The organism is Citrobacter sp. MNAZ 1397 (assembly GCF_023613995.1).
Taxonomy (GTDB): Bacteria; Pseudomonadota; Gammaproteobacteria; order Enterobacterales; family Enterobacteriaceae; genus Phytobacter; species Phytobacter ursingii.
The window spans coordinates 2592822-2613603 of sequence record NZ_JAKIVH010000001.1 but is presented as its reverse complement, the minus strand read 5'-3'; the positions used below and the strand labels follow the sequence as shown (position 1 = coordinate 2613603).

The following is a 20782-nucleotide window of genomic DNA, read 5'->3' as shown; positions in this document are numbered from 1 at the left end:
TTAAATGATTTGAATTGTTTGTATTCACTAGCATTGTGTTTTTGTTTTATTTCTCACTGTTTTGCAACGAGAATTTATGATTGGTAACGAAAAAACAATTCCGGAGAAATAATCATAATTCTCAGTGATGTATTTCTCCGGCTGAATTTTTAACACTTTTGTGGTTTTTTTTACCTTTATTCGCCCAAAATCAGCTTCATTTTTTCCTCGTCAGGGAGCCCAACCTCCTGCTGCAGCACATTATCTTTATTCATGTAGTAAATGGCTGGTGTGGCGTTGGCACCCAATTCGTCCATTAACGTTTGATTACCTTTCAATACATTCATGATCTTCGGAGGGACGGTTTTGGGTAAATCAAGCGTCATTTTTCCGAGGGATTGCTCGTAGTCATGCCACTTTTTGGCCGGGTCGCTATCGCTCAAAATGGCTGCCGCTGCCGCAGGACTTTCGGGTTTGATAACGCCAACCAATAACGTGCGGATTTGTACTTTACCGGATTCAACCCATGGACGTGACTGTTGCCAGAAGCGGCTGCAATAAGGACAGAACGGATCGGCAAAAACGTAGATCACCCGCGGCGCGTCTTTTTTACCATCAAGGATCCACGTTGATTTTTCCATCTGCTGCCAGAGCGCCCGACCTGCCGGAGAGTAGATCTCATCCTGAATCATTTTCTCACTCAGGTTGGTTCCGGCGGTATCGTACATGTAGCCAGAAATTGCCTGTTTGCCGTCCGGCGTGACATAAATGGTGACGCCCATATCCTGATATTTCCCGAGATAACCTTTCATACCACCTGGCGCATCGAAAGATTTAATGATTGTGATACCTTGTTTTTCAATGGCTTGTACAGGTGCAGGAAGCTCTTCTGCCTGAACGTAAAAAGAAAGAAGCGAAAGTGCGAGTAGACGTTTAAGCATAAAAACCTTATGTAACAATGAGATAATGTTGATGACGGTAAAACCTATCACAACCATAGACAGTATCTGCATCCCGTGCATTGTTATGTGGCAGCGAGAGTGTTGTAATCCTCACCGTCTGTGCGACAATTTTTTCCTTGCCGCACAACGTGATGCCAGTACGACTGGCGCTGAAGCACCCGCGGGTATTTCAGGTCTAAAGCCACCCGTGAGGTGGCTTTTTTGTTTTTTTACCGATGGGATCCCCGTCAACTTTACGCTCGTTCATGTACGGTACATTAAACAGTTTTGTGCGAGTTGTTAGCTAACGCTTATTGATTTGATAATGCAAACGCATTAGCCGAGTCGGAAAAAAATCGTTAACTTACACCTCAACGAAAACACGGAGGAAGTATAGATGTCTTTAATTAACACCAAAATCAAACCTTTCAAAAACCAGGCGTTCAAAAACGGTGAGTTCGTAGAAGTTACTGAGAAAGATACCGAAGGCCGCTGGAGCGTCTTCTTCTTCTACCCGGCTGACTTCACTTTCGTATGCCCGACTGAACTGGGTGACGTCGCTGACCATTATGAAGAGCTGCAGAAACTGGGCGTTGACGTTTACTCTGTTTCTACTGACACCCACTTTACGCATAAAGCATGGCACAGCAGCTCTGACACCATCGCTAAAATCAAATATGCGATGATCGGCGACCCGACTGGCGCCCTGACCCGTAACTTTGAAATCATGCGTGAAGACGAAGGTCTGGCTGACCGTGGCACCTTCATCGTTGACCCGCAGGGTATCATCCAGGCTATCGAAGTTACCGCTGAAGGTATCGGCCGCGACGCATCTGACCTGCTGCGTAAAATCAAAGCCGCACAGTATGTTGCTTCCCACCCAGGCGAAGTATGCCCGGCTAAGTGGAAAGAAGGCGACGCGACGCTGGCTCCGTCTCTGGACCTGGTTGGCAAAATCTAAAATTCGCGACGCCTTTCTTGCTACAGGTGCGTTGGCTGCGCTTAAGCACCCCGGTCACTTACATTAGTAAGCTCCCGGGGATTCATAAGCTTGCCGCCTTCCTGTAACACGAAATTCTTGCGAATTAGTCTGTTAATGGGCGCTTTTGCGCCCATTTTATTCCCGCGCACCATGATTCAAGTTGCATTGGGGCCGCCGTAATAAGGCAGCTTGCATGATGATGTTTTAAGCCCAGGAGATTAAAAATGCTCGACACAAACATGAAAACGCAGCTCAAGGCTTACCTTGAGAAACTGACTAAACCTGTTGAGCTGATTGCCACGCTGGATGACAGCGCCAGATCGGCAGAAATCAAGGAACTGTTGGCTGAAATTGCTGAACTGTCAGACAAAGTCTCTTTCAAAGAAGATAACACGCTGGCAGTGCGCAAGCCGTCCTTCCTGATTACCAACCCAGGTTCAAGCCAGGGGCCGCGTTTTGCGGGTTCGCCGCTGGGCCATGAATTCACCTCTCTGGTGCTGGCGCTGCTGTGGACCGGTGGACACCCGTCTAAAGAAGCGCAATCTTTGCTCGAGCAGATTCGTGATATTGACGGTGATTTTGAGTTTGAAACGTATTATTCGCTGACCTGCCATAACTGCCCGGATGTCGTACAGGCGCTTAACCTGATGGCGGTGCTGAACCCACGTATCAAACATACGGCTATTGATGGCGGCACGTACCAGAATGAAATCACTGACCGTAATGTGATGGGCGTTCCGGCAGTCTTCGTCAATGGTAAAGAGTTCGGTCAGGGGCGTATGACGCTGGCTGAAATCGTGGCAAAAATTGATACTGGCGCGGAAAAACGTGCAGCGGAAGAGCTGAACAAGCGGGATGCGTATGATGTGCTGATTGTCGGTTCCGGCCCGTCTGGTGCGGCAGCAGCGGTTTACTCCGCACGTAAAGGTATCCGTACCGGGTTGATGGGTGAGCGTTTTGGTGGCCAGGTGCTGGACACTGTAGACATCGAAAACTATATCTCAGTGCCGAAGACCGAAGGCCAAAAACTGGCGGGCGCGCTGAAAGCGCATGTTTCGGAATACGACGTTGATGTGATTGATTCGCAAAGTGCGACCAAACTGACGCCGGCTGCGGTGGAAGGGGGTCTGCATCAGATTGAAACTGCATCGGGTGCGGTGTTGAAGGCACGCAGCATCATCATTGCGACCGGGGCAAAGTGGCGCAACATGAACGTGCCGGGCGAAGAACAGTATCGCACCAAAGGGGTGACCTACTGCCCGCACTGTGATGGCCCGCTGTTTAAAGGTAAGCGTGTGGCGGTCATCGGCGGCGGTAACTCCGGCGTGGAAGCTGCCATCGACCTGGCAGGTATTGTTGAACATGTCACCCTGCTGGAGTTTGCGCCCGAGATGAAAGCAGACCAGGTGCTGCAGGATAAAGTGCGTAGCCTCGGTAATGTTGACATCATTTTGAATGCGCAAACCACCGAAGTTAAAGGCGATGGCAGCAAACTGACGGGTATTGAGTATCGCGATCGCGTGAGCGGTGATGTGCATCATATCGCGCTGGCCGGTATCTTCGTGCAGATTGGTTTACTGCCGAATACCACCTGGCTGGAAGGTGCTATTGAGCGCAACCGTATGGGCGAGATCATCATTGACGCGAAATGTGAAACCAGCGTCAAAGGCGTGTTCGCCGCGGGTGACTGCACGACGGTGCCATACAAGCAAATTATTATCGCTACCGGTGAAGGAGCGAAAGCCTCTCTGAGCGCATTCGACTACCTGATCCGTACAAAGCGTGCATAACATAAGAAGAAAGTAAGACAAGCCCGAAATCATTCGGGTTGCATGAAGCTAACGCACCGGCAACCCGAAGAATGAAGGGCCTAAACCTGCAATAACAAAGAGGCTGCCACTGGCAGCCTCTTTTTTTCACCGTACAACCAGCACCGGAATGTGCGCATGGCGCACAACGCTTGACGCGTTTGACCCCAGCAAATGGGTAGTGATAGAGGGGTTACGCGAACCAATCACCACCATGTCCGCATGTAACTCTTCTGCTAACTCATTGACCACATCGCGTACGCTTCCCAGACGAACATGGGTGCGGATACGCTCAGGGCTAATTGAAAAGTGACTTACCATCGTGGTCAGGCGGGTTTGCGCTTCATGCTGCAAATGTTCTTCAAAACGACGAATATCTGCAGCGAATCGGTGCAGGCTCAGGCTGGAAGAAGCTGGCAAAACGTGTAGTAAATGGATGACCCCAGTGTCCTGAGCAAGGAACTCGGCGTGGCGCACGGCTTTGTCGCTTAACTCCATTTCAAAAACATCTACCGGCATAATGATTGTCTGATACATAAACGTGTCTCCCTGTAGATTATGTCACGGGTATTTCAGCAGGTATGACCGCATGATTCTGCTACGTCGCTGGCAATTATTTATTTGACCTGGGGTTTAAGTGGAGAGAGATGACTTTCCGGAATGACCGGACGTTACCAGTGCCGTTCGAGATAGAGCACGGCTGCGACGATAATCGCCGCCACGATCAAATAAATAAGGGTGATGATCCATGTTTCGCTCATATGCGAACCCTGGGCAAAAACCTCTTACCACAATAGAAGCCTGGTCGGGACAAAGATATGCGACATTCGGGTGAGCTGACCCAGGAAGGGAAAAGAGGATGCGGTATGCATCCTCTTAACAGCGTATGGCGTGCTTAACGCAGATATTCGCCAGCGGCTTCTGGCTGGTAGATTAACTCCAGCACTTCGAGATCGGTGGTCGCACCGCCGGGGAGTTCCCAGTGGATGCTATCGCCGACCCGTAAGCCCAGTAACGCAGCACCGACTGGCGCCATCACGGACAGTTGCGTCGCGCTATCGGTCATTTGCGCCGGGTAGACGAGGGTTCGTGTGCGGATTTCACCGCTTTTCAACTCACGGAATTTTACCGTGCTGTTCATGGTTACCACGTTGGCTGGCATCGCTTCGGGCGCACACATCTGCGCGCGATCCAGTTCGTCATTCAGCACCTTCGCGACCGGCAGACTGGCATGAGCGGGTTGCTCCAGCAGACGGTCAATGCGCTCAGCGTCAAGTTCATTGATGATAATTGCAGGTCTGGACATCTATTACTCCATGTCATGAGGCGAAATCCCGCCAGATTAATCCAAAGAAAAACCCTCGCCGTCTGGCAGCGAGGGTTTAACTCTTCGGATGATACTGAGACTGCACACAACTTTGAAGTGACTTAGCTCACATTTGCCGGGTTTATGTCTTTAAGCCGAAGGGGCGGTATTAATAACCGACGCTGTCGATAACAAAGTCATTTCCGCAGTTTCCCGGATGGGGTTGCGCCAGCAAGGATTTTGCAGAAAGTGGCTCATTGATAGCCCGCGCGTCAATGGCGATTTGCATTTCAGTCAGATACGCTGGATTACCGCTACAGTTCAGTTTTACTGCTTTAACACTGTTAGCACCCCAGGCCTTCGCAACGGCGGCGTCAAAATCGCTACGGCTTACGTGTTTACCGTAGTTGTTTGCCAGAAAAAGCCCCGGCGCACTGCTTTTCACTTCCTGGTTCAGACGCACCATCGTCCCGAATAAGGCGTCCGGATCGAAACCGAAGCAAACGCCGTGTTTGGCATATTCGTAACGTTCCAGACAAGACGAGCCGCCAGCGCCGGGCATAACCGAGTTGAGCTTGTTCGCCACTTCCAGTGACATTCCGGTTTCAGCGGCAGAACATTTCTGGCTGATTTTCGCCTCAGGCATATTGGGAACAGGGCGCGTGGCGCAGCCATATCGCATCCAGCGCTTCTCATCCACACCGCGTGCCGCAATAGATTTCGGCAGGCCGGGCCACAGGCCGTGAACGGTCAGAAAATCAATTTTTTGCGGTAGTTCTTTTTGTAGTCGGCATTCTTCCGGCTCGCGCCCCCCATGGTCATGCTGACTTTGGCAAAAACCGGTTTGCCACGAAAGTGCAAGCACGTAGCGGTCAAAATCACCGTACTGTTTGGGCTCGAGTGGGGCAGCGTGAAGGGGGGAGAGCGACAGCATCGCCATGGCGACACCCAGACTGGCGACGAGTCCCTTTCTGAACATTTCTGATCCTGATGAATGTGTTTAGATAATTTCCGTAAGTTATTAAAGCACAAAAAGCGCCGGATGGGCGCTTTTTGCGTTATGTCTGAACAGACTGTTAATGCATGGCGGCGCCTGGAACCAGAATTTCTGTCGCCACGATCACCACAATCAGACCCACAATGACCGGCACTGATGTCCGTTTTACCACTTCAAACGGAGAAATATTGGCCATACCTGCAACGGCAACCACCACGCCGGACACCGGGGAAATGGTGCGACCAAGGTTAGAAGCCTGCAGCATCGGAATCGAAAGATAAGCCGGGTTGATACCTGACTCGTGTGCCAGTTTGGGGATCATTTCCACAAACGCGTAGAACGGTGCGTTACCGGAACCCGTCGTCATCGCCGCCAGCATGGTGAGAATGACCAGCACCAACATCAGAATGATACTGGCGGAACCAAACGAGGTGGCAATGGAGATCAGACTCTGGATAAAACCAATCGTGCTGAGCCCCTGTGCGAAGACGCCGGCGGCAACTAACAGCATTACCACGCCAGCAAACGCATCGGCCATGCCGCGATAAGCCACTTCCAGACCGGAAAAGACGTTCTGCGTATTGAAACCGCGCAAAAACTCCAGCACTGCGGCGAGCAGCATGCAGATCACCAGGATAGTGATGATATGCAATTCCGGCCCCCATTTTCCGTCGAAGATCAGCACGCCAATGATCGGTGTAAACGGCAGAATGGCGTAGAAAGACGGCGCAGTGGTGGTGATGTCTTTCACATCCAGCATCTCTGCGGTGATGTTCTCTTTTTTATCCAGATAGCGCTGCCAGAAATAGTGGGCGATGGCCATAAAAATAATGGCAGCGATGGAGATCGGCAGCGTAGTTTTGAACGCGAAGTCGATGAGCGGCATCTCTGCGGCTTTCGCGGCCAACACCACATCCCCGGAGGTGGGAGATAAAATAATCGCCGCCGGAGAGGCGCAAATAGCAGCGGCGGCCCCGCGGCTTATCCCTACGTTCACCATTACCGGGAAGAGCGTTGCCATTAATAATACGCCAAGCCCGGTAGCAGAGGAGACCGCCAGGGACATCAGGCAAGCGACAAAATAGGCGGCGATCATTAATAAATAAGGCGAGTTAATGAAACGCAGCGGTCGGGAAGCGAGCTTAACGACCATGTCGTTGGCACCGATATGGGTCATATAGGCGGCAAACCCACACAGCATCATGATCATCATGCCCAGGTCGCCACCGCGGCTCATCAGCAAGATTTTAATGTATTCAACGATGTCTGTTGCGGTGTAACCCGTGCTGGTAGCACTCCCCGGCAGGACTTTGTGTCCCATCAGCGCACTGACGATTAACAACGCCAGACCGCCGACAAACAGCACGCCGGTGGCAGAGTAACCTTTAATGATATAGCGTGCGACACCCACAATTACCACGACGCCAATCAGAAGTTCAATAAACGTTAACATAATGTTCTGGATCCAAGGGTAAAGAACAAGAAAAATGACTGCCGGAAAAGGAAGAAATGCAATGTGCCGAATAACCGCTAAAGAGTAGATGATTAAAATCAAAGAAGAATCGTTTTGCGAATATTATCGCGCATTTTTGCTTATTTCCCGCAAAATGGCAGAAATACAGTTGCGAGGTTCGCAAAAAATCATGGGCGTACTGGGCGCTGAAAAGTGGTCGATTGTTCGCAAAGGAAGGCGCAAACCCTGAGCGGGCAGCGAGACCATCGCGCGTTCCTCTATTCGTGTCTCTTTGCGTAACCGAATGCTGATCCTGCTTGCTGCACTGTGATTGTCGATGGTTGTCATCCCGGCGGGGTACACATTGCTTCATCGTTGTCACTAATTTATGAGCAAAATACCGCGTCTCGTTTGCGCGACGTAGCATTTTTGAGGTGGTTAATTCTTAACCATTGATGCGGATCCCAAATAAACAGTATCTTTGAAAAAACTTAGCGACATTTATCACTTTTTGATGAATAACGACTGGACAAAAGTCTTCACAATTGTTGTACTGTAACTCGACACAGCATTTGTGTCGTTTTTCATGTAAAGGTAATATTGATGTCTAAGATTAAAGGTAACGTTAAGTGGTTTAATGAATCCAAAGGATTCGGTTTCATTACTCCGGAAGATGGCAGCAAAGACGTGTTCGTACACTTCTCTGCAATCCAGAGCAATGGTTTCAAAACTCTGGCTGAAGGTCAGCGTGTAGAGTTCGAAATCACTAACGGTGCCAAAGGTCCTTCTGCTGCTAACGTAATGGCTATCTAAGTTAGCAATAAGACAGAATTATAAAACCCGCCTCTAAGGCGGGTTTTTTTTGCCCTTAATTCGCATTAACGCTGGAAAACAACCAGAAGGCGAGCGCCGTCATCGCAAATGATCCGAGCAGGTTAACGGCCACGTTAAGCAAAGCCCAGCTAAAACGTCCTTCCTGTAATAAAAAAACCACCTCCGCTGAAAACGTTGAAAACGTAGTCAGACCACCGCAAAAACCTGTGGTCAGTAACACTTTCCACATCGGGTCGATATGAGTCATGCGGTTAAACCAGGCCAGTCCCATCCCAATGATAAACGCCCCGGCTAAATTCGCTGTCAGTGTCCCCAACGGAATAGCATGATGGGCAGGGTTAAATTTCATGCTGAGCGCCCATCGCGCCACGCTACCCGTCCCGCCACCAATAAATACAGCTAAAAGAAGTTGTAACACGCGGAAATCCTGCTATTTGATTTGTTAGAGTGGTGAGTGTAGCGCCGAAGCGGAGGACTGGCTATGGCGACAGAAGCAGGAGAAAACGATGATTGTTGCGGCAGGGCAGTTTGTTGTTACCCCGGACTGGCAAATAAATGCTCATACGTGTGTCACATTGATGGCGCAAGCAGCACGTCAGCAGGCGTCGCTGTTGGTACTTCCTGAGGCGTTACTGGCGCGAGATGACAATGACCCTTATATGTCTGTGAAATCGGCCCAGACGCTTGATGGCGGCTTTTTAAGCCTGTTGCTTGAGGAGAGCCGCAAAAATACGCTGACAACCCTTCTGACCATTCATGTGCCTTCCTCGTCGGGAAGGGCGGTAAATACGCTGGTGGCGATGCGCGAAGGGCATATTCTTACCCGGTACGCCAAACTGCATCTTTACGATGCGTTTAACATGCAAGAGTCGGCGCGTGTGGATGCGGGGCATGAAATCGCACCGTTAATTGACGTAGACGGGATGAAGGTCGGGTTAATGACCTGCTATGATCTGCGCTTTCCTGAGCTGGCGTTGTCATTGGCGTTACAGGGAGCCGATATTCTGGCACTTCCTGCGGCATGGGTTCGGGGCCCGCTTAAAGAGCAGCACTGGGCGACGTTACTGGCGGCGCGAGCGCTGGACACGACCTGTTATATCGTGGCGTCAGGTGAATGTGGCAATAAGAATATTGGCCAGAGTCAGGTAGTCGACCCGCAGGGAGTGGTTATTGCCGCGGCGGGAGAGGTCCCGCAACTTATCATAGCGGAGGTTACGCAACAGCGTTTGTCGCAGACGCGGGAGAAATTACCCGTCCTGCGAAATCGCCGTTTCGCTCCACCGCAACTGATGTGATGTTTTTTTAAACAATGCTTGATTCATCTCGTTACAGATTGCTATTGTGTGCGCGCGTCGAATGACCGTTAATGACATCAGGTTATAATGGTGCTTTACGCAGTCCGTTTTATGAAAGAAGGTATCTATGGGTGAGATTAGTATTACCAAATTGCTGGTCGTGGCCGCACTGGTCGTTCTGCTGTTTGGTACCAAAAAACTTCGTACGCTGGGCGGAGATCTGGGCACAGCGATCAAGGGCTTTAAAAAAGCCATGAATGACGATGACACCACGGCGAAGAAAACTGCGGAAGACGACGTTCCGGCCGAAAAGCTTTCTCATAAAGAGTAAGTATGTTCGTGCAACATAAAAAAACCGGCATTACGCCGGTTTTTTTATTGCAAGTGTAATCAGATATTACTGCATTATTTTACTTCAATACCTTTAGCTTGCAGGTCGGCGTGGTAGGACGAACGCACGAACGGACCGCATGCAGCATGGGTGAAGCCCATCGCCAGCGCTTCCGCTTTCATTTCATCAAACTCTTCCGGGCTGACATAACGCTGTACAGGTAGATGGTGGCGGCTTGGCTGCAGATACTGGCCCAGCGTCAGCATGGTAACGCCGTGGCGGCGCAGGTCGCGCATGACGTCAATGATTTCAGCATTGGTTTCCCCAAGTCCCACCATCAGGCCAGATTTGGTGGGGATCTCCGGATGCGCTTCTTTAAAGCGTTCCAGCAGTTTTAGAGACCAGTTATAGTCTGCTCCCGGACGGACCTGGCGGTAAACGCGCGGTACGTTCTCCAGGTTGTGGTTAAACACATCCGGCGGGGTAGCCGTCAAAATATCCAGCGCGCGGTCCATACGACCTCGGAAGTCTGGTACCAACGTTTCAATCTTGATGGCGGGGTTTTTCTCGCGAATCGCACTGATACAGTCAGCGAAATGCTGAGCACCGCCATCACGCAGATCGTCACGGTCTACCGAGGTAATCACGACATAACGTAACGCCATGTCAGCGATAGTCTGAGCCAGTTTTTTCGGTTCGTTGGCATCCGGCGCAACCGGGCGACCGTGAGCCACATCGCAGAACGGGCAGCGGCGCGTACAGATCGCGCCAAGAATCATAAAGGTCGCCGTGCCGTGATTGAAACACTCTGCCAGGTTCGGGCAGGACGCTTCTTCGCAAACCGAGTGCAGCCCATTTTTGCGCATGGCCGCCTTGATGCCCTGAATACGGGACGAGTCAGCCGGAAGTTTGATCTTCATCCATTCCGGTTTTCTTAACAGGGCTTCGCGCTCTGTTGCCACGTTTTTAACCGGGATAAGGGCCATTTTATCGGCATCGCGGTACTTAACACCGCGTTCCATCACAATGGGTTTACTCATAGCGTGCGTGTTCCAGTTGCGGATAACGAAGTAAGTGTTTCAATTCAAGGGAATGTTGTATTTATCAACTATTTTTGAATTAATGACGTGCAGTATAGCATTGATAGGGGACAGAAAGCAGCCTGGCAACGGAGCAAAATGTAAAATAGTTGTTGTTTTGTACGCTTTGCCCAATGAGGATTAGCCGTTTTGCCAGGCTGATGCGGATTTCAGAAAGCCCGGCGAATAACGTTGATAACGTTTTCAAGTACCGGGTCACGCAGGCTTAACTTGTTGTAATACAGAGAAACGTCCAGTCTTTCGTTACTGACCGGCGGAAAATCAATTTCTACCAGAGGCCAGCACGCGCTAAACAGCTTGAACAGGCGAGTTGGCATCAGCCCTAACATATCACTGTTACCAATCAGTGCTGCGATAGTAAACATATTGTAACTGCTAAAGCTGACCTGACGTTCAGGGAACAGATCCTGAACACGCTGACGCAACGCACTCAGGTTTTGTCCCTCTAGCATCAATAAGGTGTGTTCATAGTGTTGCAGGACATCTTCATTGATGGTCGCGCGCAGGCAGGGGTGCCCTTCGCGACAAACCAGCATCAACCGATCAGTATACAGTGCATGATGGCTCAGGGTGCGGGCTGTCGGGATATTGGTGTCGATGATGAGATCGGTCTGGAACTGACTGAGTTGGTTTTCGGCATCATGGATAGGGATATTGCGCATCACCAGATGCGGTGCGCTCTCTTTGATAGCCTGCCAGATAACGGGAATGACAATCGCGCCCAGCGAAGGGGGGGTACCGATGGTGATAGTTCGTTGTTTATCATAACTACCGGTCAGATCCAGCGCACCGAGAATCGACTCCAGACCCTGGCTAATATACTCATGCAAATGCGAAGCATAGGCGGTTGGCGTCACGCCCTGGCCTTTGCGAATAAAAAGCGGATCGGGGAATATTGTTCGTAATTTTTGAATGGATTGACTAATTGCGGATGGCGTCAGGTTAAGCACTCGCGCGGCATTCACAATCCCTTTGTGTACATATACTGCCTCAAAGATGGTCAATAAATTGAGGTCAATATTGCGTAACGTTCTGAAGATTTGTGGTTTATCATCTTCGGGTCGCTCGGCTATTTTCTGTTCCGACAGGTTATTATAATCCACGCTTGTACTCCGTAATCATTCACAATATGAATGATAGTTGAATTTATTATTTATGGTGATGTGTAATTTAAGCTGATTTTTCTTCACATATCATCATTATGGATGGTTTTCAGCATGATGCAGGGCATTAAGCTTAAATTTAATCCGGCTATGCGCAATTCGACGTCGCAGCAAATGTGCCACGCGTTGCGAATTAACCGGATCAGGCAGGTATTTTGAAAATAGAGAAGAGAACTGCGGTTGTAAAGTATAACTGGGGGAAATAAATAACGACTTGCTTAAAAAGCAAGCCGTTATACATCATATATTAAGTAGCGGTATATATATGTGGCGGATTGTTTAGCTGTGCTAAAAGATGACTAATAAGCACAGGTCTTATTTTGTCCATATTGGCATCAGGCAAGAAATGTTTAACTTGCGTCATTTCCATTCCAGCATACCCACATGGATTGATGCGTAAAAAAGGGGTTAGATCCATCGCGATATTCAGCGCCAGGCCATGAAATGAGCAACCTTTACGAATGCGTAACCCCAGCGAACAGATCTTTTTATCCTGCACATAAACACCCGGAGCATCGGCGCGCGCACGAGCTTCAATACCCCATTCCGCCAGTGTATCGATGACAGTTTGTTCCATCACAGTGACAAGTTCACGGACGCCAAGTTTACGACGCTTGAGGTTTATTAATATGTACATGACCTGCTGACCAGGACCATGATAGGTGACCTGGCCGCCACGATCGCTTTGTATCACCGGAATATCACCGGGGGAGAGTACATGCTCAGCTTTACCTGCCTGTCCCTGAGTAAAGACCGGGTTATGTTCAACCAGCCAGATTTCGTCAGGCGTGCTCTCGGTGCGGGTTTCCGTGAATTCATGCATTGCCTCAGACACAGGGTCGTAGGGCTGCAGGCCAAGGTTACGGATTAGGATTGTATCCTGAGACAAAACAGCATCTCCGGGAGAAGAAAAGGTGAGGGGATTATATCACAGAGAGAGTGTTACCCGACCAGCGGCCCGGTAACACCTGCTTAATTACAGCACCATACGAACAATTTCAATGTTGCCCAGTTCTTCGTACAGGGTCTCAACTTGCTCAATATGCGTGGCGGTGATGGTGATGGATACCGAGTGGTAATTGCCTTTGCTGCTCGGTTTTACCTGCGGAGAGTAATCACCGGGCGCATGGCGCTGTACCACTTCAACCACCAGATCAACCAGCTCTGGTTTCGCCAGTCCCATCACTTTGTAAGTAAAGGGAGTCGGGAATTCAAGCAGTTCTTTGAGATTGGTTTTCATGTCAGCTCCGGCGTAAAAATAATAACTCCTGCCGAAAGGGCAGGAGTTTTTGAGATGCTTAGTATATGGGGACGGAAATCACACTTTCAAGTGTTCGTTTTTTAGCCGAACCAGTGATGGAACATCAGCTTGATATAGTCGATGATTTTACCGAAGAAATTCCCTTCCTGGATTTCCTGCAGCACGACCAGAGGACGTTGTTCGATAGTTTTGCCGTCCAGTTGGAAGTTAATGGTGCCGACCACCTGATTTTTCTGCAACGGCGCGTGCAGTTCACTGGTGGTTAACACATAACTCGCCTTCAGATCTTTCATACGGCCACGTGGGATAGTCAGATAGACGTCTTTATCAACACCCAGCGAAGCGCGATCGTTGTCACCGAACCAGGCTGGTTCTGAGGCGAATTCTTTGCCTGCTTTCAGCGGACTCACGGTTTCGAAGAAACGGAAACCCCATGTCAGCAGTTTTTTACTTTCGGCTTCACGCCCTTTGAACGTTCTGCCGCCCATAACTGCGGAGATCAGGCGCATCTGGCCTTCGGTTGCAGAGGCCACCAGGTTGTAACCCGCTTTGTCCGTATGACCGGTTTTAATACCGTCGACATTCAGACTGTTATCCCACAGCAGGCCGTTACGGTTGGTCTGGCGGATACCGTTAAAGGTGAACTCTTTCTCTTTGTAGATGGAGTATTCGTTTGGTACATCACGAATCAGCGCCTGGCCAATCAGGGCCATGTCACGTGCGGAGCTGTATTGCCCCTCAGCATCCAGACCATGAACAGTCTGGAAGTGGGAGTTCTGCAGGCCAAGCGCGTTAACGTAGTTATTCATCAGACCGACAAACGCGTCCTGGCTGCCAGCAACATAATCTGCCATCGCCACACAGGCGTCGTTACCAGACTGCAAGTTGATACCACGGATGAGTTGTGAAACCGGAACTTGCATACCCGGTTTCAGGAACATCAGAGAAGAGCCACGGAACACCGGGTTGCCGGTTGCCCACGCGTCATTGCCGATAGTGACCAGATCGCTATCTTTGAATTTCCCCGCTTTCATTGCCTGGCCGATGACGTAGCTGGTCATCATTTTCGTCAGGCTGGCCGGATCGCGACGCGAATCGGCGTTCTGTTCAGTCAACACCTTGCCGGAGTTGTAATCGATGAGGATCCAGGATTCGGCATCAATCTGTGGCGCGCCAGGAATCATGGTCTTTATATTGAGGTCATCAGCATGGGCTGTGCCGAGGGTGGCGGCAGTCAGTGCCGTGGTGAGCGCCAGGCGCTGTACGAAACGAACGGAGAGAGTGGTCTTCATGGTCTGAACAACGACATCCGTGATGGAGTTAAAAAAAGTGCCCTACTATAGCAAAAGCTATTCTGACAGGCATCCGACTTTCCGCATGACTTTGTTAATGCTGTTTACAGTGGTTGACAAAGTCAGATGCCAAATCTGTTATTGCGCGTTGGTTACAAAAGACTGTAACTGCGCTTCATTTTGCAGACGCTGTTGCAAGGCACTGGCGTCTGATTTATTGCTAAAAGGCCCGAGCTGGATACGCCACACCGCGCCGTTTTGCACCACCCGGCCCGGCACAGAAAATTGCTGGGCCAGGCGCTGCTGGTACTGCTGCGCGCGGGTTTGATCGCTGACTGCACCAACCTGCACCATATAACTTCCGCTTGCCGCAGCCGACGCCGCGGATGTCGCAACGTGGCCTTGTACGGAACCTGGCGCGGTGATCGGTGCCGTTACAGGAGCGGTGCGCGTTGCCGGTGCCGGGGTGGCCACGGGCGCAGCGATCACGGGTGGTGTGGTTTGCGTCGTCACAGCAGGCGCAGCAGGTTCGCTGCCCTCAAGTACGCCTGCATGCAGCGGCGTCGGCGCACCCAGGAAACCGCCGCTACTTACTGGCTTTGTGTTTTCGTCACCTTTCAGCGTCGAATTGCTGATCATGCGCACGTTATCAGGAGCAGGTTGCGGTTGTGACGCGCCATTGCCGTTCAAATCCGGGAGTGCCGGCAGGGCATAGGTTTGCTTCGCGATAGTGGTACAAACCGTTCCCGGACCGGACATGGAACCGTCCTGCGCCACAATGATCGGGTCGATGCGCACTTTGGTATTGTTCGACGTATTCAGGCGATCGGCCGCCGCACGCGACAATGAGATCACGCGATCGTTGCCATAAGGGCCACGATCGTTAATGCGAACCACCACCATGCGGCCATTGGCCAGGTTAGTGATACGAGCATAACTCGGAACAGGCAGCGTTGGGTGAGCGGCGGTCAGTTGTAACGGATCGAACGCTTCTCCCGTCGCGGTTAAATTACTCCCCGGTTCCGCATCATAAATAGCGGCAAATCCTGCCTGACTGAACTGCGAAGGATTCTGGACAATTTTGTAGCTTTTGCCGTCGCGCTCGTAATCCTGGTTTGCCGAAGGATTCGGCGTTTCAAAACGAGGCTCCGCACCGCTGATTTCAACGACCGGACCGTTGCACACCGGAGTAGGCGGCGCAACCATCGTCTTTTGCTGACCATCATCACTTGAACATGACGCCAGCAATACTGCTGCTATACAGACACCTGGCCATTGCTTACGCATTGCGCACCCCTTATACGCTTTTTGATAACATCTTCCTGTGGGTATGAATCGACATCACGATACCAAACCCCGCCATCAGTACAATCAGGGCAGAGCCCCCATAACTCACCAGTGGCAACGGTACGCCCACCACCGGCAGGATACCACTCACCATACCAATATTTACGAATACATAAACGAATAAAATCAACATCAAACCCCCCGCCATGACTCGGCCAAAGGTGGTTTGCGCGCGCGCGGCAATCCATAAGCCGCGCATGATCAGCAGTACATAAAGCCCGAGCAGGATCAAGATACCAATCAGCCCCAACTCTTCGGCAAGTACGGCAAAGATAAAGTCGGTGTGGCGTTCTGGCAAAAACTCCAGCTGCGACTGCGTGCCGTGCAACCAGCCTTTACCCTGCAACCCGCCGGAGCCGATGGCGATTTTTGACTGAATAATATGATAGCCCGCGCCGAGCGGATCGGTTTCCGGATCGAGCAACATCATGACGCGCTGGCGCTGATAATCGTGCATCAGGAAGAACCATAATATGGGAATAAACGCCGCTATCAGGAGCACGGCCACTAAGATGAGGCGCCAGCTCAGGCCGGATAAAAACAGCACGAAAAGACCGGACATGGCGATAAGAATAGCGGTACCGAGGTCGGGCTGAGCGGCTACCAGCAGCGTTGGCATAAATATCAGCACCAGCGCAATGGCGGTGTTTTTCAATGATGGCGGACATACATCACGGTTGATAAAACGCGCCACCATTAGCGGTACGGCGATTTTCGCAATTTCAGATGGCTGGAAACGCACTACCCCTAAATCAAGCCAGCGTTGGGCACCTTTGGAGATCGCCCCGAAAGCATCAACGGCGACCAGCAGGATGACGCAAAAAACATAAAGATAGGGTGCCCAGCCTTCATAGACGCGAGGGGGAACCTGCGCCAGCACAACCATGGCGATTAGGCCCATGGCTATCTGACCGACCTTACGCTCCGTCATGCCGATATCCTGGCCGCTGGCGCTCCAGATAACCATCGCGCTATAGAACAACAGCGCCAGCACAATCAGCAAGAAGGCGGGATCGATATGGATTTTATCCCAGAACGATTTTTTGTTCGGATTATCCGTCATGATTATTGGTCCTCTGCCGCTGTTGATGCCGGGTTTTCCGACGGCAAATCAGTATTGTTATCGCCAAGCATGATATGGTCGAGGATTTGGCGCATAATTGTACCCACCGCAGGGCCGGCACCGCCGTTTTCCAGAATCATTGCCACTGCAACCTGGGGATTATCGTAAGGTGCAAATGCCGTCATCAGCTTATGGTCACGCAGACGTTCGGCGATGCGATGCGCATTATAGGTTTCGTTAGCTTTCAGTCCGAAGACCTGGGCTGTACCGGATTTCGCCGCGACTTTGTAAGGTGAACCGGCGAAATATTTATGTCCGGTACCGTTGGGGCGGTTTGCCACGCCATACATCCCATCTTTGGCGATTTCCCAGAAGCCGGAGTGTACATCGCCAACCTGTTTTTGCGCCGGCTGTTGCCAGGGAACCTGTTTACCGTCTTCCATCGTGCTCATTAATAAGTGCGGCACTTTGACAACGCCGTCGTTAATCAGCGTCATCATTGCTTTATTCATTTGTACGGGCGTTGCGGTCCAGTAACCCTGGCCAATCCCGACGGGGATCGTGTCCCCCTGATACCACGGTTTCTTAAAGCGTTTAAGCTTCCATTCGCGCGTGGGCATATTACCCGAGCGCTCTTCAGCCAGGTCGATACCGGTATATTGACCGTAACCAAACTTGGTTAGCCACTCGGCAAGTCGGTCAATACCCATGTCGTAGGCGACCTGATAGAAGAAGGTATCTGCAGACTCTTCCAGCGATTTGGTGACATTCAGGCGGCCATGCCCCCATTTTTTCCAGTCACGATAACGTTTTTCTGAACCCGGCAGTTGCCACCAGCCTGGGTCGAAAAGGGTGGTGTTCCGGGTGATTACCCCGGCGCTCAGCGCTGAAACGGCAACATAGGGTTTCACCGTTGATGCAGGCGGGTAAACCCCTTGCGTGGCGCGGTTAACCAGCGGTGTGTTCGGATCATTGAGCAGCGCGGTATAATCCTTGCTGGAGATACCGTCGACAAACAGGTTCGGGTCATAGCTCGGCGTTGAGACCAGCGCGAGAATGGCGCCATTGCGCGGGTCGGTCACCACGACCGCCGCACGGCTCCCCTGCAGCAGAGTTTCAATATATTGCTGCAGTTTCAAATCCAGCGTCAGGTAGATGTCATGCCCGGCTTGCGGTGGGACTTCTTTTAACTGGCGAATAACGCGCCCGCGGTTGTTAACTTCAACCTCTTCGTAACCGGTTTGTCCATGCAACACATCTTCGTAATAGCGCTCGATGCCGAGTTTACCAATGTCATGCGTGGCCGCGTAGTTTGCCAGTTTGCCTTCTTTATCCAGTCGTTCGACGTCTTTATCGTTTATTTTAGATACGTAGCCGATCACGTGTGTCAGCGCCGAGCCGAACGGATAGTAACGGCGCTTATAGCCTTTTACTTCCACGCCAGGGAACCGATACTGATTGACCGCGAAGCGCGCCACCTGCACTTCATTCAGGTTGGCTTTGACCGGAATCGAGGTGAAGCGATGGGAGCGGGAGCGCTCCTTTTTGAAGTTGGCAATGTCCTCATCCGTCAGATCCACCACGTCACGCAACGCATTGAGTGTTTGCTCAACGTTATCGACTTTTTCCGGCATCATCTCAATCTGATAGATTGTGCGGTTCAGCGCCAGCGGCGTGCCGTTGCGATCATAGATAATGCCGCGACTTGGCGGAATAGGGACCAGTTTGATGCGGTTCTCGTTAGAACGCGTCTGGTAGTCAGCATGACGAACAATTTGCAGATTATAAAGGTTGGCGATGAGCACGCCGGTGAGCAGCAAAATCCCTGCAAAAGCGACAAGGGCCCGGCGCACAAACAGCGCAGACTCAGCCGAATAGTCGCGAAAAGAATTCTGTAATTTCATCCGCTGCTTAGTTTACCTGGTGGTCATTACTCACGATGATAAGGATGGTTGGTCGTGATACTCCATGCGCGATATAAACTTTCCGCAACCAGCACTCGCACTAGCGGGTGAGGAAGCGTCAGCGCAGAGAGTGACCAGCTTTGTTCTGCCGCAGCTTTACAGGCGGGGGATAACCCTTCCGGACCGCCGATGAGCAGGCTGACATCACGTCCATCCTGTTTCCAGCGTTCCAGCTCATTTGCCAGCTGCGGCGTATCCCAGGGTTTACCGGGGATATCAAGGGTGACGATCCGATTTTTACCTGCCGCAGCAAGCATCAGTTCACCCTCTTTGTCGAGAATACGCTTGATATCTGCGTTCTTTCCACGCTTGCCCGCCGGGATTTCTACCAGCTCAAAAGGCATATCCTTCGGGAAACGACGCAGATATTCAGTAAACCCGGTTTGTACCCAGTCCGGCATTTTTGTGCCGACGGCTACCAGTTGCAACTTCACGCATTAACCCCAGAGTTTTTCCAGTTCATACAGGCGGCGACTCTCTTCCTGCATTACGTGGACGATAACATCACCCAGGTCTACGACGATCCAGTCGGCAGCATTTTCACCTTCCACACCCAGTGGGAGCATACCTGCGGCACGGGATTCCTGAACCACATGATCCGCGATGGACGTGACGTGGCGAGTGGATGTGCCGGTGCAGATTATCATACAGTCGGTGATACTGGATTTGCCGTGAACGTCGAGTGCGACGATGTCCTGACCTTTCAGGTCATCAATTTTGTCGATTACAAAATCCTGGAGTGCTTTACCCTGCAAGTGTTCCCCCTGGGGTGTACGTGAAAATGGTGTAAATAAATGGCCTGACATTATACCTGAACTGCGACCTTTGTCGGGACAAATGTCCGACCCTGGCTTTTAAAAAGTGGGCTATCATCCCACCCCATGAGTGAGATTGCATCGCCATTTTTGTAAAACAATTTCTGCAAGGCCGTAGATAGCGGTGCGGAGGATAGCAGCCTGTCCGTGTGTGTCAATGACCAGACTCGCGGGAGAGGCGTGCCGGATGAAAAAACGGTCGTTAATCCTCTGCTTGCCACACCGCGCGGCTATTGAGGACACGCAACGTGGAAAAATCATCATGGATATCAATTACGCTCCAGGTACCTTGATCCACACGAAAATGCCATAACGATGCCGCCGGCATCTTAAGTAAACTGGCGATGAGCAGGCTCAATACGCCCTGATGGCTGACGATCAGTAAATTTTCCGCCGGTCCCCAGAGGGGAATCTGACGGATAAAGTCTTGTACACGCGCGGAAAACGCCTGAAAACCCTCGCCATTGGTAGGAACGGCATTTTGCCAGTCGGCGCACCACGCGGCATAGCTCTGCGGATCTTCTCGTGTCAGGTCCCGGTGGTGGCGCATCTCCCAGTCACCAAAAAACATCTCATTGAGCAACGGCGTTGAGTGTTGAACGATGTTGCGATCGTTCAGGACCAGTCTTGCCGTGTGCTGCGCACGTTCGAGTTCGCTACAGATCACCCGGTCGAAAGGCACTTCGCGTAGCAGGTGATGGAGCGTTTGCGCCTGTGCAATCCCCCTGGCGGTTAACGGAGTGGGTGAGTGACCACTGTAAAGCCCTGCAACATTTGCTTCGGTTTCGCCATGTCGAATCAACCAGAGTCGCATTGTTTTCTCCCGTGCGGTTTTCTGCCGAAGTTTATCA

At 51.2% G+C, this 20782-nt stretch carries 24 protein-coding genes; 6 read left to right on the top strand and 18 right to left on the bottom strand.

The genetic code is table 11. The features are described from left to right. Window positions 1–176: 176 nt before the first annotated feature. Entirely contained in the window at window positions 177–920 is a 744-nt protein-coding gene (gene dsbG / locus L2097_RS12290; RefSeq protein WP_047373344.1) for a thiol:disulfide interchange protein DsbG, read from the bottom strand. Between the two features lie 397 nt (window positions 921–1317). Here dsbG and ahpC point away from each other — a divergent pair, with 397 nt between their 5' ends. Further along, on the top strand, window positions 1318–1881 hold the full coding sequence (gene ahpC / locus L2097_RS12285; protein WP_041852156.1) for an alkyl hydroperoxide reductase subunit C: 564 nt from the start codon (window positions 1318–1320) through the stop codon (window positions 1879–1881). Between the two features lie 245 nt (window positions 1882–2126). After that, window positions 2127–3692, top strand: coding sequence for an alkyl hydroperoxide reductase subunit F (ahpF, locus tag L2097_RS12280; RefSeq protein ID WP_047371299.1), 1566 nt, complete (start codon window positions 2127–2129; stop codon window positions 3690–3692). Between the two features lie 126 nt (window positions 3693–3818). On the opposite strand, the gene uspG is transcribed toward ahpF, so the two are convergent. The 5 genes from uspG to dcuC form a co-directional block, all read right to left on the bottom strand. Beyond that, on the bottom strand, window positions 3819–4247 hold the full coding sequence (uspG, locus tag L2097_RS12275) for a universal stress protein UspG (protein WP_047371298.1): 429 nt from the start codon (window positions 4245–4247) through the stop codon (window positions 3819–3821). Between the two features lie 134 nt (window positions 4248–4381). Further along, the gene (gene yldA / locus L2097_RS25705) at window positions 4382–4471 is read right to left on the bottom strand and encodes a small membrane protein YldA (RefSeq protein ID WP_277922267.1); all 90 of its coding nucleotides are present in this window, start codon (window positions 4469–4471) and stop codon (window positions 4382–4384) included. Between the two features lie 134 nt (window positions 4472–4605). Then, a complete protein-coding gene (gene rnk / locus L2097_RS12270; RefSeq protein WP_047371297.1) occupies window positions 4606–5016 on the bottom strand; it encodes a nucleoside diphosphate kinase regulator in 411 nt (136 codons plus the stop codon). Window positions 5017–5185: 169 nt separating this feature from the next. Further along, window positions 5186–5956, bottom strand: coding sequence for a ribonuclease I (gene rna, locus L2097_RS12265; protein WP_431520372.1), 771 nt, complete (start codon window positions 5954–5956; stop codon window positions 5186–5188). 136 nt (window positions 5957–6092) lie between these two features. After that, window positions 6093–7466 (bottom strand): anaerobic C4-dicarboxylate transporter DcuC, encoded by a 1374-nt coding sequence (gene dcuC, locus L2097_RS12260; protein ID WP_250352895.1) that lies wholly within the window; start codon window positions 7464–7466, stop codon window positions 6093–6095. An 88-nt stretch (window positions 7467–7554) separates the two neighbouring features. On the opposite strand from dcuC, the gene L2097_RS12255 reads away from it, so the two are divergent. Both L2097_RS12255 and cspE read left to right on the top strand, forming a co-directional pair. Further along, window positions 7555–7716 (top strand): hypothetical protein, encoded by a 162-nt coding sequence (locus tag L2097_RS12255; protein WP_167337891.1) that lies wholly within the window; start codon window positions 7555–7557, stop codon window positions 7714–7716. 353 nt (window positions 7717–8069) lie between these two features. Then, entirely contained in the window at window positions 8070–8279 is a 210-nt protein-coding gene (gene cspE, locus L2097_RS12250; protein ID WP_012542460.1) for a transcription antiterminator/RNA stability regulator CspE, read from the top strand. 55 nt (window positions 8280–8334) lie between these two features. On the opposite strand, the gene crcB is transcribed toward cspE, so the two are convergent. Beyond that, complete coding sequence (gene crcB, locus L2097_RS12245) at window positions 8335–8718, bottom strand: fluoride efflux transporter CrcB (RefSeq protein ID WP_041852145.1); 384 nt, start codon at window positions 8716–8718, stop codon at window positions 8335–8337. An 88-nt stretch (window positions 8719–8806) separates the two neighbouring features. Between crcB and L2097_RS12240 the strand changes: the two genes are divergently transcribed. Together L2097_RS12240 and tatE are read left to right on the top strand one after the other, a co-directional pair. Next, complete coding sequence (locus tag L2097_RS12240) at window positions 8807–9595, top strand: deaminated glutathione amidase (RefSeq protein ID WP_250352894.1); 789 nt, start codon at window positions 8807–8809, stop codon at window positions 9593–9595. Between the two features lie 127 nt (window positions 9596–9722). Beyond that, entirely contained in the window at window positions 9723–9926 is a 204-nt protein-coding gene (tatE, locus tag L2097_RS12235) for a twin-arginine translocase subunit TatE (RefSeq protein WP_047371293.1), read from the top strand. Window positions 9927–10000: 74 nt separating this feature from the next. Here tatE and lipA read toward each other — a convergent pair whose 3' ends face one another. From lipA to L2097_RS12180, 11 genes are all read right to left on the bottom strand, one after another. Beyond that, window positions 10001–10966 (bottom strand): lipoyl synthase, encoded by a 966-nt coding sequence (gene lipA / locus L2097_RS12230; protein WP_047371292.1) that lies wholly within the window; start codon window positions 10964–10966, stop codon window positions 10001–10003. Window positions 10967–11175: 209 nt separating this feature from the next. Beyond that, window positions 11176–12129 (bottom strand): YbeF family transcriptional regulator, encoded by a 954-nt coding sequence (locus L2097_RS12225; RefSeq protein WP_047371291.1) that lies wholly within the window; start codon window positions 12127–12129, stop codon window positions 11176–11178. A gap of 307 nt (window positions 12130–12436) precedes the next feature. Then, the gene (lipB, locus tag L2097_RS12220; RefSeq protein WP_250352893.1) at window positions 12437–13078 is read right to left on the bottom strand and encodes a lipoyl(octanoyl) transferase LipB; all 642 of its coding nucleotides are present in this window, start codon (window positions 13076–13078) and stop codon (window positions 12437–12439) included. A gap of 87 nt (window positions 13079–13165) precedes the next feature. Further along, entirely contained in the window at window positions 13166–13429 is a 264-nt protein-coding gene (ybeD, locus tag L2097_RS12215) for a DUF493 family protein YbeD (RefSeq protein WP_007373847.1), read from the bottom strand. Between the two features lie 101 nt (window positions 13430–13530). Further along, window positions 13531–14742 carry a D-alanyl-D-alanine carboxypeptidase DacA gene (gene dacA / locus L2097_RS12210; protein ID WP_047371289.1) on the bottom strand — a complete coding sequence of 404 codons (1212 nt, stop codon included), beginning with the start codon at window positions 14740–14742 and terminating at the stop codon, window positions 13531–13533. Between the two features lie 138 nt (window positions 14743–14880). Then, window positions 14881–16029, bottom strand: a complete 1149-nt coding sequence (gene rlpA / locus L2097_RS12205; protein WP_250352892.1) for an endolytic peptidoglycan transglycosylase RlpA — start codon at window positions 16027–16029, stop codon at window positions 14881–14883. Between the two features lie 10 nt (window positions 16030–16039). Continuing rightward, window positions 16040–17152, bottom strand: coding sequence for a peptidoglycan glycosyltransferase MrdB (gene mrdB, locus L2097_RS12200; RefSeq protein ID WP_047371287.1), 1113 nt, complete (start codon window positions 17150–17152; stop codon window positions 16040–16042). 2 nt (window positions 17153–17154) lie between these two features. After that, the gene (gene mrdA, locus L2097_RS12195; RefSeq protein ID WP_047371286.1) at window positions 17155–19056 is read right to left on the bottom strand and encodes a peptidoglycan DD-transpeptidase MrdA; all 1902 of its coding nucleotides are present in this window, start codon (window positions 19054–19056) and stop codon (window positions 17155–17157) included. 26 nt (window positions 19057–19082) lie between these two features. Then, complete coding sequence (gene rlmH / locus L2097_RS12190; RefSeq protein WP_041852135.1) at window positions 19083–19550, bottom strand: 23S rRNA (pseudouridine(1915)-N(3))-methyltransferase RlmH; 468 nt, start codon at window positions 19548–19550, stop codon at window positions 19083–19085. Window positions 19551–19553: 3 nt separating this feature from the next. Beyond that, window positions 19554–19871 (bottom strand): ribosome silencing factor, encoded by a 318-nt coding sequence (gene rsfS / locus L2097_RS12185; protein WP_047371285.1) that lies wholly within the window; start codon window positions 19869–19871, stop codon window positions 19554–19556. A gap of 262 nt (window positions 19872–20133) precedes the next feature. Then, on the bottom strand, window positions 20134–20745 hold the full coding sequence (locus L2097_RS12180) for an adenosylcobalamin/alpha-ribazole phosphatase (RefSeq protein ID WP_047371284.1): 612 nt from the start codon (window positions 20743–20745) through the stop codon (window positions 20134–20136). Between the last annotated feature and the right edge of the window lie 37 nt (window positions 20746–20782).